Annotated in this window: 18 protein-coding genes; 17 read left to right on the top strand and 1 reads right to left on the bottom strand. The window is 59.5% G+C overall.

Annotation, left to right across the window (positions count from 1 at the left end; genetic code table 11):
* Positions 1 to 3: 3 nt before the first annotated feature.
* Both secF and LJY18_RS00740 read left to right on the top strand, forming a co-directional pair.
* Complete coding sequence (gene secF / locus LJY18_RS00745) at positions 4 to 909, top strand: protein translocase subunit SecF (RefSeq protein ID WP_238039808.1); 906 nt, start codon at positions 4 to 6, stop codon at positions 907 to 909.
* Positions 910 to 1,022: 113 nt separating this feature from the next.
* Complete coding sequence (locus LJY18_RS00740) at positions 1,023 to 1,559, top strand: glycine zipper 2TM domain-containing protein (RefSeq protein ID WP_238039807.1); 537 nt, start codon at positions 1,023 to 1,025, stop codon at positions 1,557 to 1,559.
* 88 nt (positions 1,560 to 1,647) lie between these two features.
* Here LJY18_RS00740 and suhB read toward each other — a convergent pair whose 3' ends face one another.
* Entirely contained in the window at positions 1,648 to 2,463 is an 816-nt protein-coding gene (gene suhB / locus LJY18_RS00735; protein WP_238039806.1) for an inositol monophosphatase family protein, read from the bottom strand.
* Positions 2,464 to 2,608: 145 nt separating this feature from the next.
* Here suhB and trmJ point away from each other — a divergent pair, with 145 nt between their 5' ends.
* The 15 genes from trmJ (at position 2,609) to ispG (ending at position 14,454) form a co-directional block, all read left to right on the top strand.
* Positions 2,609 to 3,388, top strand: a complete 780-nt coding sequence (gene trmJ / locus LJY18_RS00730) for a tRNA (cytosine(32)/uridine(32)-2'-O)-methyltransferase TrmJ (protein ID WP_238039805.1) — start codon at positions 2,609 to 2,611, stop codon at positions 3,386 to 3,388.
* Complete coding sequence (cysE, locus tag LJY18_RS00725; RefSeq protein ID WP_238039804.1) at positions 3,381 to 4,160, top strand: serine O-acetyltransferase; 780 nt, start codon at positions 3,381 to 3,383, stop codon at positions 4,158 to 4,160. The genes trmJ and cysE overlap by 8 nt, the downstream gene beginning before the upstream one ends.
* A gap of 140 nt (positions 4,161 to 4,300) precedes the next feature.
* Positions 4,301 to 4,792 carry a Fe-S cluster assembly transcriptional regulator IscR gene (gene iscR / locus LJY18_RS00720; RefSeq protein WP_238039803.1) on the top strand — a complete coding sequence of 164 codons (492 nt, stop codon included), beginning with the start codon at positions 4,301 to 4,303 and terminating at the stop codon, positions 4,790 to 4,792.
* 49 nt (positions 4,793 to 4,841) lie between these two features.
* Positions 4,842 to 6,056 carry an IscS subfamily cysteine desulfurase gene (locus LJY18_RS00715; RefSeq protein ID WP_238039802.1) on the top strand — a complete coding sequence of 405 codons (1,215 nt, stop codon included), beginning with the start codon at positions 4,842 to 4,844 and terminating at the stop codon, positions 6,054 to 6,056.
* 41 nt (positions 6,057 to 6,097) lie between these two features.
* On the top strand, positions 6,098 to 6,484 hold the full coding sequence (gene iscU, locus LJY18_RS00710; protein WP_079203001.1) for a Fe-S cluster assembly scaffold IscU: 387 nt from the start codon (positions 6,098 to 6,100) through the stop codon (positions 6,482 to 6,484).
* An 11-nt stretch (positions 6,485 to 6,495) separates the two neighbouring features.
* Complete coding sequence (iscA, locus tag LJY18_RS00705; RefSeq protein ID WP_079203000.1) at positions 6,496 to 6,819, top strand: iron-sulfur cluster assembly protein IscA; 324 nt, start codon at positions 6,496 to 6,498, stop codon at positions 6,817 to 6,819.
* Between the two features lie 7 nt (positions 6,820 to 6,826).
* Positions 6,827 to 7,348, top strand: coding sequence for a co-chaperone HscB (gene hscB / locus LJY18_RS00700; RefSeq protein WP_238039801.1), 522 nt, complete (start codon positions 6,827 to 6,829; stop codon positions 7,346 to 7,348).
* Positions 7,349 to 7,401: 53 nt separating this feature from the next.
* Entirely contained in the window at positions 7,402 to 9,267 is a 1,866-nt protein-coding gene (hscA, locus tag LJY18_RS00695; RefSeq protein ID WP_238039800.1) for a Fe-S protein assembly chaperone HscA, read from the top strand.
* Positions 9,268 to 9,269: 2 nt separating this feature from the next.
* Complete coding sequence (fdx, locus tag LJY18_RS00690) at positions 9,270 to 9,608, top strand: ISC system 2Fe-2S type ferredoxin (RefSeq protein ID WP_238039799.1); 339 nt, start codon at positions 9,270 to 9,272, stop codon at positions 9,606 to 9,608.
* Between the two features lie 22 nt (positions 9,609 to 9,630).
* Entirely contained in the window at positions 9,631 to 9,831 is a 201-nt protein-coding gene (iscX, locus tag LJY18_RS00685) for a Fe-S cluster assembly protein IscX (protein ID WP_238039798.1), read from the top strand.
* A 176-nt stretch (positions 9,832 to 10,007) separates the two neighbouring features.
* Complete coding sequence (ndk, locus tag LJY18_RS00680) at positions 10,008 to 10,439, top strand: nucleoside-diphosphate kinase (RefSeq protein WP_238039797.1); 432 nt, start codon at positions 10,008 to 10,010, stop codon at positions 10,437 to 10,439.
* A gap of 24 nt (positions 10,440 to 10,463) precedes the next feature.
* On the top strand, positions 10,464 to 11,612 hold the full coding sequence (rlmN, locus tag LJY18_RS00675; RefSeq protein WP_238039796.1) for a 23S rRNA (adenine(2503)-C(2))-methyltransferase RlmN: 1,149 nt from the start codon (positions 10,464 to 10,466) through the stop codon (positions 11,610 to 11,612).
* 13 nt (positions 11,613 to 11,625) lie between these two features.
* Positions 11,626 to 12,387 (top strand): type IV pilus biogenesis/stability protein PilW, encoded by a 762-nt coding sequence (pilW, locus tag LJY18_RS00670; RefSeq protein WP_238039795.1) that lies wholly within the window; start codon positions 11,626 to 11,628, stop codon positions 12,385 to 12,387.
* Entirely contained in the window at positions 12,384 to 13,340 is a 957-nt protein-coding gene (locus LJY18_RS00665) for a RodZ domain-containing protein (RefSeq protein ID WP_238039794.1), read from the top strand. Before pilW ends, LJY18_RS00665 begins: the two co-directional genes overlap by 4 nt.
* Before the next feature lies 1 nt (position 13,341).
* Complete coding sequence (ispG, locus tag LJY18_RS00660) at positions 13,342 to 14,454, top strand: flavodoxin-dependent (E)-4-hydroxy-3-methylbut-2-enyl-diphosphate synthase (protein WP_238039793.1); 1,113 nt, start codon at positions 13,342 to 13,344, stop codon at positions 14,452 to 14,454.
* The last annotated feature ends 9 nt before the right edge of the window (positions 14,455 to 14,463 follow it).

Below are 14,463 nucleotides of genomic sequence, written 5' to 3'. Positions count from 1 at the left end.
GAGATGAATCGTGTAATCAACTTCATGGGCGTGCGCCACATAGCGCTCGCTGTCACCGTACTGCTGACGCTCATTGCGCTGGGTAGTCTGGTGGTCAAGGGCCTGAACTTCGGTCTGGATTTTACCGGCGGTACTCAGATCGAGCTGGCTTATGAGCAGCCTGCGGACCTCGCCAGTATTCGCCAGAGTCTGGCGGGTGCCGGTTATGGCAATGCTGTGGTGCAGAGCTTTGGTGCAACTACCGACGTGGTCGTGCGTATGCAGGGCGACGATGCGGACCTGGGTAGCGAGGTCGCTACGATTCTGCAGCAGTCTGGTGACAAGCTGCAGGTGAAGAAAGTCGAGTTCGTCGGCCCGCAGGTCGGTGAGGAGTTGCGTGACCAGGGCGGCCTGGGCATGCTCCTGGCGCTGGGTGGCGTCATGCTCTACCTGGCCTTCCGCTTCCAGTGGAAGTTCTCCATGGGCGCGTTCATCTCGCTGGTGCATGACGTAATCATCACCCTGGGCATCCTGTCGTTCTTTCAGGTCACGTTCGACCTGACAGTACTGGCGGCGCTGTTGGCGATCATCGGCTATTCGTTGAATGACACCATCGTGGTCTTCGATCGGGTTCGCGAGAATTTCCGGGTGCTGCGCAAGGCCAGTTTGATCGAAAACATCAATATCTCTACCACGCAAACCCTGTTGCGCACTCTGGCCACGTCGATTTCGACCTTGCTGGCGATTGGCGCCTTGCTGGTTTTTGGCGGCGATAATCTGTTCGGCTTTGCGATCGCGTTGTTCGTGGGGGTGTTGGTGGGTACTTATTCATCGATCTATATCTCCAACGCGACACTGATCTGGCTCGACCTGACTGTCGAAGATCTGATTCCGCCAGTGCCGACTGAAGAGGTTGATGAGCGTCCCTGAGTCTAGCTGGGTGGGTGCCTGATCTTCGCGTATTGAACTTGCCGCGCATCGCGTCTGTCCAATACCCGGAAATCAGGTGCCATGCGCCGAATAAGCGAAAACCAGGAGTTCATATGAACAAGTCAATGCTCGTTGGTGCTGTGCTGGGTGCCGTTGGTGTGACGGCAGGCGGTGCGGTGGCCACTTACAACTTGGTAAGTGGTCCCGAGTACGCGGAAGTTCTAGCTGTGCAACCGATCAAGCAGACGATCAAAACCCCGCGTGAGGTCTGTGAGGATGTCACCGTGACCCGGCAGAAGCCGGTGCGGGATCAGCATCAGATTGCCGGTACGGCGATCGGTGCGGTTGTTGGCGGTTTGCTGGGTAACCAGGTGGGTGGCGGCTCCGGCAAGAAGATAGCCACCGTAGCCGGTGCTGTTGGTGGCGGTTACGCCGGCAACAAGGTGCAGGAGAACATGCAGGCCGGTGCCACCTATACCGCCACTGAAAACCGCTGTCGCACCGTGACCGATACCAGCGAAAAAGTGGTTGGTTATGACGTGAAGTATCAGTTGGATGGTAAAGAGGGGCAGGTGCGCATGGACAGCGATCCCGGCAGTCGGATTCCGGTCAAGGATGGGCAGTTGGTAGTGGCTGAAACGGCCAAGTAACCCTGCACATGGAAAAGCGCCCTGCGGGGCGCTTTTTTGTGGGTAATAAAAAACCGGCCAGCGGCCGGTTTTTTTATTTATCGTGCAGTCAGCGCTTCATTGAGGCGGAAAGATGCGGCTGGATGGCCGTCAGGACTGCCTTGAAGCACTTGGTGTTGCCGGCGACGATCTGGCCTTTCTCGAGGAATTCGTGGCCGCCGGTGAAGTCGCTGACCAGGCCGCCTGCTTCCTGAATCAGCAGCGCGCCGGCTGCCATGTCCCATTCGGACAGGCCGAATTCCCAGAACGCATCGTAGCGGCCTGCGGCTACGTAGGCCAGGTCCAGGCTGGCAGCGCCTGCCCGACGAACGCCGGCGGTCTGGCCAACCAGGTTGCGGAACATGCCCAGGTAGTTTTCCAGATTGTCCAACTGGCTATCGCGGAACGGGAAGCCGGTGCCGAGCAGGGCGCCTTCCAGGCTCTTGCGTGGGCTGACGCGTAAGCGGCGGCCGTTGAGGGCGGCACCACGGCCGCGGCTGGCGGTGAATTCTTCCTGGCGCACCGGGTCGATGACCACGGCGTGCTCAAGTCGGCCGCGGTATTTGCAGGCCAGGCTGACGGCGAAGTGCGGCACGCCGCGGATGAAGTTGGTCGTGCCGTCCAGCGGATCGATGATCCACAAGTAATCGGCGCCTTCGCCGCTGCCTTCGATCAGGCCGCCTTCCTCGCCGAGGAAGCCGTGGGTCGGATAAGCCTTGCGCAGGGCTTGGATGATCAGCAGCTCGGCCGAGCGATCGATCTCGGTTACGTAATCCTTGGCATCTTTCTCGTCGACCGAGATGACGTCCAAGCGTTCGATCGAGCGGAAAATCATTTCACCGGCGCTACGGGCTGCGCGCAGGGCGATATTCAGCATGGGGTGCATGGGTGATTCACCTGGGTCGTTAAAGAAAGCCGGCCATATTAGCAGAAAAGGCTGGTGGATGAAGTGCCGTCTGTGTCTTGCATGGCATTACCCCGAGTGGTTCTGTAAGCTTTGCTGCCCTTGTCTGCCCATGTGAGCGTTTGCGTTGCTGCAAAATATTCGAGTGGTCCTGGTCAATACCAGTCATCCCGGCAATATCGGCGGTGCTGCGCGCGCCATGAAAAACATGGGTCTGATGCGTCTGGTGCTGGTCGACCCGATTGACTTCCCCAGTGGCGATGCGGTGGCTAGGGCCTCGGGCGCGACTGATATTCTCGAGGCCGCGCAGGTCGTCGGTACGCTTGAAGAGGCGCTGGTCGGTTGCAGTCTGGTGCTGGGTACCAGTGCGCGCGATCGGCGCATTCCGTGGCCATTGCTCGATCCGCGCGAGTGCGGGCTGGCAGCGTGCGAACAGGCTCTACAGGGTGGCGAAGTGGCCCTAGTGTTCGGTCGTGAATATGCAGGCCTGACCAACGAAGAGCTACAGCGTTGTCATTTTCATGTGCACATTCCGTCCGATCCGGATTTCAGTTCGCTAAACCTGGCGGCGGCAGTGCAGGTGCTGGCCTATGAAGTGCGCATGGCCTGGCTGGCGGCGCAGAATAAGCCGACCAAGACGCTAAAGTTGGAGACCACGGCGATTCAGAGTTCCCAGCCGGTGACGACGGACGAGCTGGAGTCCTTTTATACGCATCTGCAGCTCGCGTTGGTCGAGATCGGTTTCCTCGATCCGGCCAAGCCGCGGCATTTGATGAGCCGCTTACGGCGACTGTACGGCCGTAGTTGTATCAGTAAACTGGAAATGAATATCTTGCGTGGCATTCTGACGGAAACCGTCAAGGCGGCGCGTGGTGAGCACCATAAGCAGGGGAAAACTGATGTTTGAGCGCATGCGGGAAGATATCCAGGGCGTATTTCATCGCGACCCGGCGGCGCGTAATGCGCTTGAGGTGGTCACCTGCTATCCGGGCCTGCATGCGGTCTGGCTGCATCGCCTGGCTCATGCGCTGTGGACGTCCGGCTGGAAGTGGTTGGCGCGGGTGGTCTCCAACCTGGGGCGTTGGTTGACCGGAATCGAGATTCATCCAGGGGCGAAAATCGGCCGACGCTTCTTCATTGACCATGGCATGGGTATCGTCATCGGTGAGACGGCCGAGATCGGCAATGATGTCACCCTGTATCAGGGCGTGACCCTGGGTGGCACCAGCTGGAACAAGGGCAAGCGCCATCCGACGCTGGAAGATGGCGTGGTGGTCGGTGCTGGGGCCAAGGTGCTCGGGCCGTTCACGGTAGGCGCGGGGGCCAAGATCGGTTCCAACGCAGTGGTGACCAAAGAGGTGCCTGCAGGGGCGACCGCAGTCGGTATTCCCGGGCGGATCATCGTCAAGGTGGATGATGAGCAGGCGGCCAAGCGTCAGGCCATGGCGGAAAAATTGGGCTTCGATGCCTATGGTGTCGGTCAGGACATGCCGGATCCAGTGGCGCGCGCCATTGGTCAGTTGCTCGATCACTTGCAGGCGGTTGACGGGCGTCTGGAGGGTATGTGCAAGGCGCTCAACGAGTTGGGCAGTGACTACCGCGCCAAAGAGTTGCCGGCGCTGCGTGACGAGGACTTCGTTGGTGTGTGCAAGGATCAGGATGACAAGCCGGCGGTGTGATGCGTCGGGGCGAGCGCTTTGCTATGCTGGGCGCCCTCCGATTGCGGCCAATCCCGAGTAAATCACTTGGTCTTATAGTTGACTTAAATACTCGGGAATTGCATACTCGCCGCAAATTGTGATCCCGTGGTAACTCCCTCATGCGACTAACCACCAAAGGCCGATACGCCGTTACCGCCATGCTCGATCTGGCGCTACATGCGCAGCATGGGCCGGTGTCCCTGGCCGATATCTCCGAGCGTCAGGGTATCTCCCTGTCATACCTCGAGCAGCTGTTCGCCAAGCTGCGCCGGAGTAATCTGGTTTCCAGCGTGCGTGGTCCCGGTGGCGGTTATCAGTTGTCGCGCGACATGCAGGGTATCCAGGTAGCCGAAGTAATCGATGCGGTCAACGAGTCGGTCGATGCCACGCGCTGTCAAGGGCAGGGCGATTGCCATGGCGGCGATACCTGCTTGACCCATCATTTATGGTGCGACCTGAGTCAGCAGATTCATGAGTTCCTCAGTGGCATCAGTTTGGCTGATCTGGTGACGCGCCGCGAAGTGCAGGAAATCGCGCAGTGTCAGGACCAGCGGCGCACTAATGGCAGGATGCCGCACTTAGACAAGATTGCAGCATCCACCGTCGATTGAACGTAGGGTGCCGGCCCGCGTGGCCAGAAACCTGATTAGGAGAAGATCAATGAAATTGCCGATTTACCTCGATTATTCCGCCACCACCCCGGTCGATCCGCGTGTGGCGCAAAAGATGAGTGAGTGTTTGCTGGTTGATGGCAACTTCGGCAATCCGGCATCGCGCTCCCATGTGTTTGGCTGGAAGGCCGAGGAGGCTGTTGAGAATGGTCGCCGTCAGGTCGCCGAACTGGTCAATGCCGATCCGCGCGAGATCGTCTGGACCTCCGGTGCCACCGAGTCGAACAACCTAGCTATCAAGGGCATTGCGCACTTCTACAGTGGCAAGGGCAAGCACATCGTCACCTCGAAGATCGAGCACAAGGCGGTGCTGGACACCACTCGCCAGTTGGAGCGCGAAGGCTTCGAAGTGACCTATATCGAGCCGGGTGAAGACGGGCTGATTACTCCGGCGATGGTCGAGGCGGCGCTGCGCGAGGACACCATTCTGGTGTCGATCATGCATGTGAATAACGAAATCGGCACCATCAACGATATCGCGGGCATCGGTGAAGTGACCCGTTCGCACGGCGTGTTCTTTCACGTCGATGCGGCGCAGTCCACCGGCAAGGTAGCCATCGATCTGGACAAGCTCAAGGTCGACCTGATGTCCTTCTCGGCACACAAGACCTACGGGCCCAAGGGTGTTGGTGCGCTCTACGTCCGGCGCAAGCCACGTGTGCGTCTGGAAGCCCAGACCCATGGCGGTGGTCATGAGCGCGGTATGCGCTCCGGTACCCTGGCGACTCACCAGATCGTCGGTATGGGCGAAGCCTTCCGTATTGCCAAGGAAGAAATGGCCCAGGAAAACCTGCGCATCCAGGCGTTGCGTGATCGTTTCTTCGAGCAGGTCAATGGCCTGGAAGAGTTGTACGTGAACGGCAGCATGACCTCGCGTGTGCCGCACAACCTCAACCTCAGCTTCAACTATGTCGAAGGCGAGTCGTTGATCATGGCGCTCAAGGATCTGGCGGTATCGTCGGGTTCGGCCTGTACCTCGGCTTCGCTTGAGCCGTCGTATGTGTTGCGCGCCCTGGGCCGTAACGACGAGTTGGCGCACAGTTCGATCCGTTTCACCTTCGGCCGGTTCACCACTGACGAAGAAGTCGACTACGCCGCGCAGAAGGTTCGTGAGGCGGTCACCAAGCTGCGCGAACTGTCGCCGCTGTGGGATATGTTCAAAGAGGGTGTCGATCTGTCCAAGGTCGAGTGGGCTGCACACTAAAGCTGCCGTTGAGCAGCCCCTGATGAGAGAGGAATACCAGCATGGCTTACAGTGAAAAGGTTATTGATCACTACGAAAACCCGCGTAACGTCGGCAAGATGGACGCGGAAGATCCGGATGTCGGTACCGGCATGGTCGGCGCCCCGGCGTGCGGCGACGTGATGCGTTTGCAGATCAAGGTCAACGAGCAGGGCGTGATTGAAGACGCCAAGTTCAAGACCTATGGCTGCGGTTCCGCGATTGCCTCCAGCTCCCTCGCCACCGAGTGGATGAAGGGCAAGACCCTGGATGAGGCGGAAACCATCAAGAACACCCACCTCGCCGAAGAGTTGGCGTTGCCGCCGGTTAAAATTCACTGCTCGGTACTCGCCGAGGACGCCATCAAGGCGGCCGTGCGTGATTACAAGCAGAAGAAAGGTTTGCTCTAAGGAGGTTGTCGATGGCTATCAGCATGACCGAAGCTGCCGCCCAGCATGTGCGGCGTTCGCTTGAAGGGCGCGGTAAGGGCGACGGGATCCGTCTGGCCGTGCGCACTACGGGCTGTTCGGGCCTGGCTTATGTGCTGGAGTTCGTCGACGAGGCTGCCAGCGAAGACCAGGTGTTCGAGACTCACGGGGTCAAGGTGATCATCGATCCCAAGAGCCTGGTGTACCTCGACGGCACCGAACTGGACTTCGTCAAGGAAGGTTTGAACGAAGGTTTCAAATTCAACAATCCTAACGTGCGCGGCGAGTGTGGCTGCGGCGAAAGCTTCAATATCTGAGGCATTTGTGGGTAGTCCTTGTCATTTCGCCCTGTTTGATCTGCAGCCAAGCTTTCGTCTGGATCTTGAGCAGTTGGCCGTGCGTTATCGCGAGCTGGCGCGCAATGTCCATCCGGATCGTTTTGCCGATGCACCTGATCGTGAGCAGCGCCTGGCGCTGGAGCATTCGGCCAGCCTCAATGAGGCATATAGCACGCTGAAAAGTGCCCCCAAGCGCGCGCGCTACCTGTTGGCCTTGGGTGGGCCGGAATTGCCGCTGGAGGTCACGGTGCAAGACCCGGACTTCCTGCTGCAGCAGATGCATTGGCGTGAAGAGTTGGAAGACCTGCAGGACAGCGCTGACTTGGCGGGTGTGGCGACGTTCAAGTGCCGCCTGAAGATTGCTCAGGATGAGTTGCATGAAAGCTTTGCCGTTTGTTGGGATGATTCGTTGCGTCGCGCGGAGGCCGAGCGCCTGATGCGCCGCATGCAGTTTCTCGACAAGCTTTCTCACGAGGTGCGCCAGCTGGAAGAGCGCCTCGACGATTAACCCTCGCGCAGCCCACGTGGCACGCCTGATATACAGATAAGCATTTATTACTCATGGCCTTACTGCAGATCGCTGAGCCCGGACAGAGCCCCCAGCCCCACCAGCGTCGGTTGGCGGTGGGGATTGATCTGGGAACCACTAATTCGCTGGTCGCTGCCCTGCGCAGCGGCCTGTCCGAGCCGATCGCCGATGCTGCAGGGCAGGTCATTCTGCCCTCTGCGGTGCGCTATCACGCCGACCATGTCGAGGTCGGCGAGGCCGCCAGGCTGGCCGCGTCGGCTGACCCACTGAATACCGTGCTGTCAGTCAAGCGCCTGATGGGGCGCGGTCTGGCCGACGTCAAACAGTTGGGCGAGCAGTTGCCCTACCGCTTTGTCGAAGGCGAGTCGCACATGCCCTTCATCGATACGGTGCAGGGGCCGAAAAGCCCGGTCGAAGTGTCTGCCGATATCCTCAAGGTGTTGCGCCTGCGTGCTGAGGCCGCCCTGGGTGGCGAACTGGTCGGTGCGGTAATCACGGTGCCGGCCTACTTCGATGACTCCCAGCGCCAGGCCACCAAGGATGCGGCGCGTCTGGCTGGCTTGAATGTGCTGCGCCTGCTCAATGAGCCGACCGCCGCAGCCGTGGCCTATGGTCTGGACCAGCATGCCGAGGGCGTGGTGGCGATTTATGACCTGGGCGGCGGCACCTTCGATATCTCCATTTTGCGTCTGACTGGCGGGGTTTTCGAGGTCATGGCCACCGGTGGTGACAGTGCCTTGGGTGGTGATGACTTCGATCATGCAATTGCAGGCTGGATAATCGAGCAGGCCGGTCTGTCTGCCGATCTCGATCCGGGCGAGCAGCGCAGTCTGCTGCAGGCCGCCTGCGTGGCCAAGGAAACCCTGACCAGTTGTGCTGCGGCCCAGCTTAGTCATGGGGCCTGGCAGGGGCAGTTGAGTCGTGAGCAGTTCGAAGCGTTGATCGAGCCGATGCTGGCGCGCAGCCTCAAGGCCTGTCGGCGTGCCGTGCGCGATGCCGGCATCGAGCTGGAAGAGGTCGAGGCCGTGGTCATGGTCGGTGGTTCGACCCGCGTGCCGCGCGTGCGCCAGGCGGTTGCCGAGATGTTTGCCCGCGAGCCCCTGACCGACATCGATCCGGATCAGGTGGTGGCCATAGGTGCCGCGATCCAGGCCGATGCCCTGGCGGGGAACAAGCGTGCGGAGGGTGACGAGCTGTTGCTGCTCGATGTGATTCCGCTGTCGCTCGGCCTGGAAACCATGGGTGGGCTGATGGAGAAGGTGATTCCGCGCAACACCACTATTCCGGTGGCGCGTGCCCAGGACTTCACCACCTATAAAGATGGCCAGAAGGCCATGATGATTCATGTGCTGCAAGGTGAGCGCGAGCTGATCAGCGATTGCCGTTCCCTGGCGCGTTTCGAGTTGCGCGGTATTCCGCCCATGGTCGCCGGTGCGGCGAAGATCCGTGTGACCTTCCAGGTCGATGCCGATGGCTTGCTCGGCGTAGCAGCCCGCGAGCTGGCGTCGGGTGTGGAGGCGAGCATCCAGGTCAAGCCGTCTTACGGGCTTACCGATGGCGAAATCGCGCGAATGCTGCAGGACTCGTTCAAGAATGCCGGTGACGACAAGGTTGCCCGTGTCTTGCGTGAGCTGCAGGTGGATGCTCAGCGTCTGCTCGAGGCGGTAGAGGCTGCCTTGCAAGCCGATGGCGAACGTTTGCTGGACGCCGATGAGCGCCTGGCTATCGATGCGCAAATGCAGCAGTTGCGCGAGCTGATGGCGGGTAACGATGGCCTGGCCATCGAGCAGCAGACCAAGCGTTTGACCCAGTTGACCGATGCCTTTGCCGCTCGCCGCCTGGATGCCACGGTCAAGGCCGCATTGGCTGGCCGTAGTCTTAATGAAATCGAGGAGTAAGTATGCCGCAGGTGATTTTTCTGCCCAACGCCGACCACTGCCCTGAAGGGGCTGTGCTCGAAGCGCAGCCGGGCGAAACCGTGCTCAACGTCGCACTGCGCAACGGTATCGACATCGAGCATGCCTGTGAGAAATCCTGTGCCTGCACGACGTGTCATGTGGTGATTCGCGAGGGGTTTGCCTCCCTGGATCCATCCGACGAGCTCGAAGACGATATGCTGGACAAGGCCTGGGGGTTGGAGCCTAATTCGCGGCTGTCTTGTCAGGCTGTGGTGGATAAGCAGGACCTGGTGGTCGAGATTCCCAGGTACACCATCAATCAAGTGTCCGAAGGACATTGAATATTCGGCAAAGGAGCAGGTCATGAGCCTCAAATGGTCCGATGTGCTGGAAATCGCGATCCAGTTGGCGGAAAGCAAGCCTGACATCGATCCGCGTTTCGTCAATTTCGTCGACCTGCATCGCTGGGTGCTGGCGTTGCCGGATTTTTCCGACGATCCGCAGCGTGGCGGCGAGAAAGTGCTTGAAGCCATTCAGGCCGCCTGGATCGAAGAGGCGGCTTGACCCGGTTGTAAGCCATAGGCGGCAAGCCTCTATCGAGTTGGCGATTCCCCGAGCTGTCGACGCCTGCTTGGCCCTACTGGTGCGTCGCTTGGCGCTGCTCTTATGTTTTCCCCCCAAACCCGCGTATAATTCGCGGGTTTAATTTTTCGTATTACCCACCGTTTCTGGAGTTACACATGGCTGTTCAACGTACTTTCTCCATCATCAAGCCCGACGCTGTTGCCAAGAATGTTATCGGCGAGATCGTTAGCCGTTTCGAAAAAGCCGGCCTGCGCGTCGTTGCCTCGAAAATGGTCCAGCTGTCCGAGCGCGAAGCTGGCGGTTTTTACGCCGAGCACAGCGAGCGCGGCTTCTTCAAGGATCTGGTCGCCTTCATGGTTTCTGGTCCGGTTATCGTTCAGGTGCTGGAAGGTGAAGATGCCATCGCCAAGAACCGTGAGCTGATGGGCGCAACCAACCCGAAAGAAGCGGCTGCCGGTACCATTCGTGCCGATTTCGCCGTATCCATCGACGAGAACGCGGTACACGGTTCCGATTCCGAGGCTTCCGCCGCTCGTGAAATCGCCTACTTCTTCTCCGCTACCGAGGTATGTGCGCGCATTCGCTAAGGCGACGCGTGCGAGGGTGAAGCCATGACTGAAGCTACCGGCAAAATCAATCTACTGGGTCTGACCCAGGCAGAAATGGAACAATTCTTCGAGGACATCGGGGAGAAGCGTTTCCGTGCCGGTCAGTTGATGAAGTGGATTCACCACTTTGGCGTCGATGATTTCGATGTCATGAGCAACGTCAGCAAGGTCTTGCGTGAAAAACTCAAGACCTGTGCTGAAATTCGTGGCCCGGAAGTGGTCAGCGAAGATATTTCTACTGATGGCACGCGCAAGTGGGTGGTGCGGGTGGCGTCAGGCAGTTGTGTGGAAACCGTGTATATCCCGCAAGGTACGCGCGGCACCCTGTGTGTTTCCTCGCAGGCGGGCTGCGCTCTGGATTGCAGCTTCTGCTCCACGGGCAAGCAGGGTTTCAATAGCGATCTGACGGCCGCCGAAGTGATCGGTCAGGTGTGGATCGCCAACAAGTCATTCGGTAGCGTGCCCGCCAGGGTCGATCGCGCCATCACCAATGTGGTGATGATGGGCATGGGTGAGCCGCTGCTGAACTTCGATAACGTGGTCGCCGCCATGAAGATCATGATGGACGACCTCGGTTATGGTATCTCCAAGCGCAAGGTGACCCTGTCCACCTCGGGCGTGGTGCCGATGATCGACAAACTGGGCGAAGTCATCGACGTGTCCCTGGCATTGTCGCTACATGCGCCGAACGATGAGTTGCGCAACCAGTTGGTGCCGATCAACAAGAAGTATCCGCTGGAGATGCTGCTGGCGGCGTGTCAGCGTTATGTCTCGCGCCTCGGCGAGAAACGTGTACTGACCATCGAGTACACCCTGCTCAAGGATGTCAACGATAAGCCCGAGCATGCTGAGCAGATGATCGCACTTCTGCAAAATGTACCTTGCAAGATCAACCTGATTCCGTTTAATCCCTTCCCCTTCTCGGGTTACGAGCGGCCGAGCAACAATGCCATTCGCCGTTTCCAGGATCTGCTGCACAAAGCCGGGCACAATGTCACCGTGCGTACCACGCGCGGCGAAGACATCGATGCTGCCTGCGGCCAGCTGGTTGGCCAGGTCATGGATCGTACTCGTCGTAGCGAACGCTACATTGCCGTGCGTGAGTTGAGTAGCGAGGCCGAGACGCCGAGTTCCGCCGCCAATCGAACTTGAAGAGAGGATACCCATGACCCTGCGCCCAGCGCTGTTCTTGTTAATCGCCAGCCTGTTGGCAGGCTGTGTGTCGACTGGTGACGTCGACCCGATGAGAACCGAAAAGGGGCGTGATGGTGCACGTGATGCCTACATTCAGCTGGGGCTCGGCTATCTGCAGCAAGGCGCAAGTGAGCGGGCCAAGGTGCCGTTGAAAAAGGCACTTGACCTCGACCCTTCCAGCGCGGACGCGCATGCGGCTCTGGCGTTGGTATTTCAGCACGAAATGGAATACAAGCTGGCCGATGAACATTATCGCACCGCGTTATCGCAACGCCGCGACGATGCCCGGCTGTTGAATAACTACGGTGGTTTCCTGTTCGAACAGGAGCGCTATCAAGAGGCGCTCGAGCATTATCAGCAAGCTTCGCGCGATACCCTTTACCCCGAGCGTTCACGGGTGTTCGAGAACCTTGGCCTGACTGCCATGAAGCTCAATCAGCGCGAACAGGCGAAAACCTATTTCGAGCGCTCGCTACGCCTGAACAGTCGCCAGCCCCGGGCACTGCTCGAAATGGCGGTCATGCTCTACGAGGACAAGCAATATGTGCCGGCGCGCGGCTATTACGATAGCTACAGCCTGCTGGCCGAGCAGAATGCGCGTAGCCTGTTGCTCGGCGCGAGTCTGGCGACCATCTTCGAGGATCGCGATACGGCAGCTAGCCTGGGTCTGCAATTGAAACGTCTTTATCCCGGTACGCCGGAATATCAGCAATATCGGTCGGAGCACAGATGAAAGTGGCGCATCCTGAAGTTGTAGCAACCCAGCGCGTCAATCCCGGTGAGTCACTGCGCGAAGCGCGCGAGAGCAAGGGCTGGGCCGTAGATGAAGTGGCCGCCCAACTGAATCTCACGCCGCTGCGCCTGAGTCAGATCGAAGCGGGCGCTTTTGATAAATTGCCGGGCAATACCTTTGCCCGAGGCTATGTTCGCGCTTATGCAAAACTCCTGGGCATGGATCAGAGTCGTCTGGTCCTGGAGTTCGATCAGTTCACAGGCAGTGATGCCGTGGGCAGTGATGTACACAGCCTGGGCCATATCGAGGAGCCCGCACGTTACTCGCAAAGCATCCTGCGATTCGTCAGTTTTGCCTTGCTGGTGGCGCTGACTGGCGTCGGCTTTTACTGGTGGCAAGAGCAGGCCGCGCGGCATACCGGTGAGTCGCCTGTCACCAGTATCGAGCAGGTTGAAGTAGACGGTGCCGATGGCATGACCCAGCTGCATCCTCTGGATGAGCCGGAGGATCAGGCCGTGCTGGCGGCTCAGGGAGAGACTGAGCTGAACCTGACGCCTGTCATCGCCGAAGAAACCGCGGCGTCGGAATTGGACGGTGCCGTCGAGCAGGCAGTGGCTGAGCCGGCTGGCGAAGAGCTACAGGTCGAACCTGCAGCTGCCGACAGTCCCGCACCGGCCAACACTACTGAGTCGCTGGTCGTTGCTGCCGGCGAGGGCACGGTAAGTGTCAGCTATGTCGCTGACTGCTGGACACAATTGACCGACGCCAGTGGCAAGGTGCTGTTCAGTGCGCTCAAGCGTAAAGGCGATAGTTTGCAGCTGGCCGGCAAGGCGCCGCTGGAGTTGCGCCTGGGCTTTGCCCGTGGTGCGCAGGTGAGCTACAACGGTCAGGCAGTCGATGTGGCGCCCTATATCTCGGGTGAAACCGCACGTATCAAGTTGGGTGGTCAGTAAGATGCATTGCGAATCGCCGATCAAGCGTCGTCTGACGCGCAAGATTTGGGTTGGCTCGGTGCCGGTGGGGGGCGATGCGCCCATCGCTGTGCAGAGCATGACCAATACCGATACCAACGATGTGGCTGCAACAGTGGCCCAAGTCCGACGTCTGCAGGACGCCGGTGCGGATATCGTGCGTATCTCGGTGCCGGACATGGACGCCGCCGAAGCCTTTGGCCGAATCAAGCAGCAGGTCAGCCTGCCGCTGGTGGCGGATATCCACTTCGATTATCAGATCGCCCTGCGGGTGGCCGAACTGGGCGTCGATTGCCTGCGCATCAACCCGGGCAATATCGGCCGTGCAGATCGGGTCAAGGCGGTGGTCGAGGCGGCCCGCGATCGCGGGATCTCGATTCGCATCGGGGTCAACGCCGGTTCGCTGGAAAAAGATCTGCAGAAGAAATACGGCGAGCCGACCCCGGAAGCACTGGTCGAGTCGGCGCTACGCCATGTAGAGCATCTGGACCGTTTGAATTTCCCCGACTTCAAGGTCAGCGTCAAAGCCTCCGATGTGTTCATGGCGGTTGAGGCCTATCGGCTGCTGTCCAAGCAGATCGAACAACCCTTGCACCTGGGCATCACCGAGGCCGGTGGTCTGCGCTCGGGCACTGTGAAGTCGGCGGTGGGGTTGGGTATGCTGCTGGCCGAGGGCATTGGCGATACCATCCGCATCTCCCTGGCCGCGGACCCGGTGGAAGAGATCAAGGTTGGCTTCGATATTCTCAAGTCGCTGCGCCTGCGGTCTCGAGGGATCAACTTCATCGCTTGCCCGAGCTGCTCGCGGCAGAATTTCGATGTGGTGAAGACCATGAATGACCTTGAAGGTCGCCTGGAAGACCTGCTGGTGCCACTGGATGTCGCGGTGATCGGCTGTGTGGTCAACGGCCCGGGCGAAGCCAAGGAAGCGGACATCGGCCTCACTGGCGGCTCACCGAGCAACCTGATCTATATCGATGGCAAACCAGCGCAAAAGCTGAACAACGACAACCTGGTGGATGAGCTGGAAAAGCTGATACGCCAGAAGGCGGCCGAGAAGGTCGCTGCTGACGCCGCGGTCATCGTGCGCAGCTAACCCTGTTAA

The organism is Pseudomonas sp. MMS21 TM103, assembly GCF_022132145.1.
Taxonomy (GTDB): Bacteria; Pseudomonadota; Gammaproteobacteria; order Pseudomonadales; family Pseudomonadaceae; genus Aquipseudomonas.
Note: the sequence above shows the minus strand (reverse complement) of the source record. Positions and strands in the feature narration are given on the sequence as shown.

Excerpts from the sequence above, each read along its gene's own strand:
- hscA (WP_238039800.1), top strand. The coding sequence starts at position 7,402 with ATGGCCTTACTGCAGATCGCTGAGCCCGGACAGAGCCCCCAGCCCCAC.
- iscA (WP_079203000.1), top strand. The coding sequence starts at position 6,496 with ATGGCTATCAGCATGACCGAAGCTGCCGCCCAGCATGTGCGGCGTTCG.
- cysE (WP_238039804.1), top strand. The coding sequence starts at position 3,381 with ATGTTTGAGCGCATGCGGGAAGATATCCAGGGCGTATTTCATCGCGAC.
- suhB (WP_238039806.1), bottom strand. The coding sequence starts at position 2,463 with ATGCACCCCATGCTGAATATCGCCCTGCGCGCAGCCCGTAGCGCCGGT.
- iscR (WP_238039803.1), top strand. The coding sequence starts at position 4,301 with ATGCGACTAACCACCAAAGGCCGATACGCCGTTACCGCCATGCTCGAT.
- pilW (WP_238039795.1), top strand. The coding sequence starts at position 11,626 with ATGACCCTGCGCCCAGCGCTGTTCTTGTTAATCGCCAGCCTGTTGGCA.
- rlmN (WP_238039796.1), top strand. The coding sequence starts at position 10,464 with ATGACTGAAGCTACCGGCAAAATCAATCTACTGGGTCTGACCCAGGCA.
- iscX (WP_238039798.1), top strand. The coding sequence starts at position 9,631 with ATGAGCCTCAAATGGTCCGATGTGCTGGAAATCGCGATCCAGTTGGCG.
- ndk (WP_238039797.1), top strand. The coding sequence starts at position 10,008 with ATGGCTGTTCAACGTACTTTCTCCATCATCAAGCCCGACGCTGTTGCC.
- LJY18_RS00715 (WP_238039802.1), top strand. The coding sequence starts at position 4,842 with ATGAAATTGCCGATTTACCTCGATTATTCCGCCACCACCCCGGTCGAT.
- secF (WP_238039808.1), top strand. The coding sequence starts at position 4 with ATGAATCGTGTAATCAACTTCATGGGCGTGCGCCACATAGCGCTCGCT.
- fdx (WP_238039799.1), top strand. The coding sequence starts at position 9,270 with ATGCCGCAGGTGATTTTTCTGCCCAACGCCGACCACTGCCCTGAAGGG.
- LJY18_RS00665 (WP_238039794.1), top strand. The coding sequence starts at position 12,384 with ATGAAAGTGGCGCATCCTGAAGTTGTAGCAACCCAGCGCGTCAATCCC.
- ispG (WP_238039793.1), top strand. The coding sequence starts at position 13,342 with ATGCATTGCGAATCGCCGATCAAGCGTCGTCTGACGCGCAAGATTTGG.
- LJY18_RS00740 (WP_238039807.1), top strand. The coding sequence starts at position 1,023 with ATGAACAAGTCAATGCTCGTTGGTGCTGTGCTGGGTGCCGTTGGTGTG.
- iscU (WP_079203001.1), top strand. The coding sequence starts at position 6,098 with ATGGCTTACAGTGAAAAGGTTATTGATCACTACGAAAACCCGCGTAAC.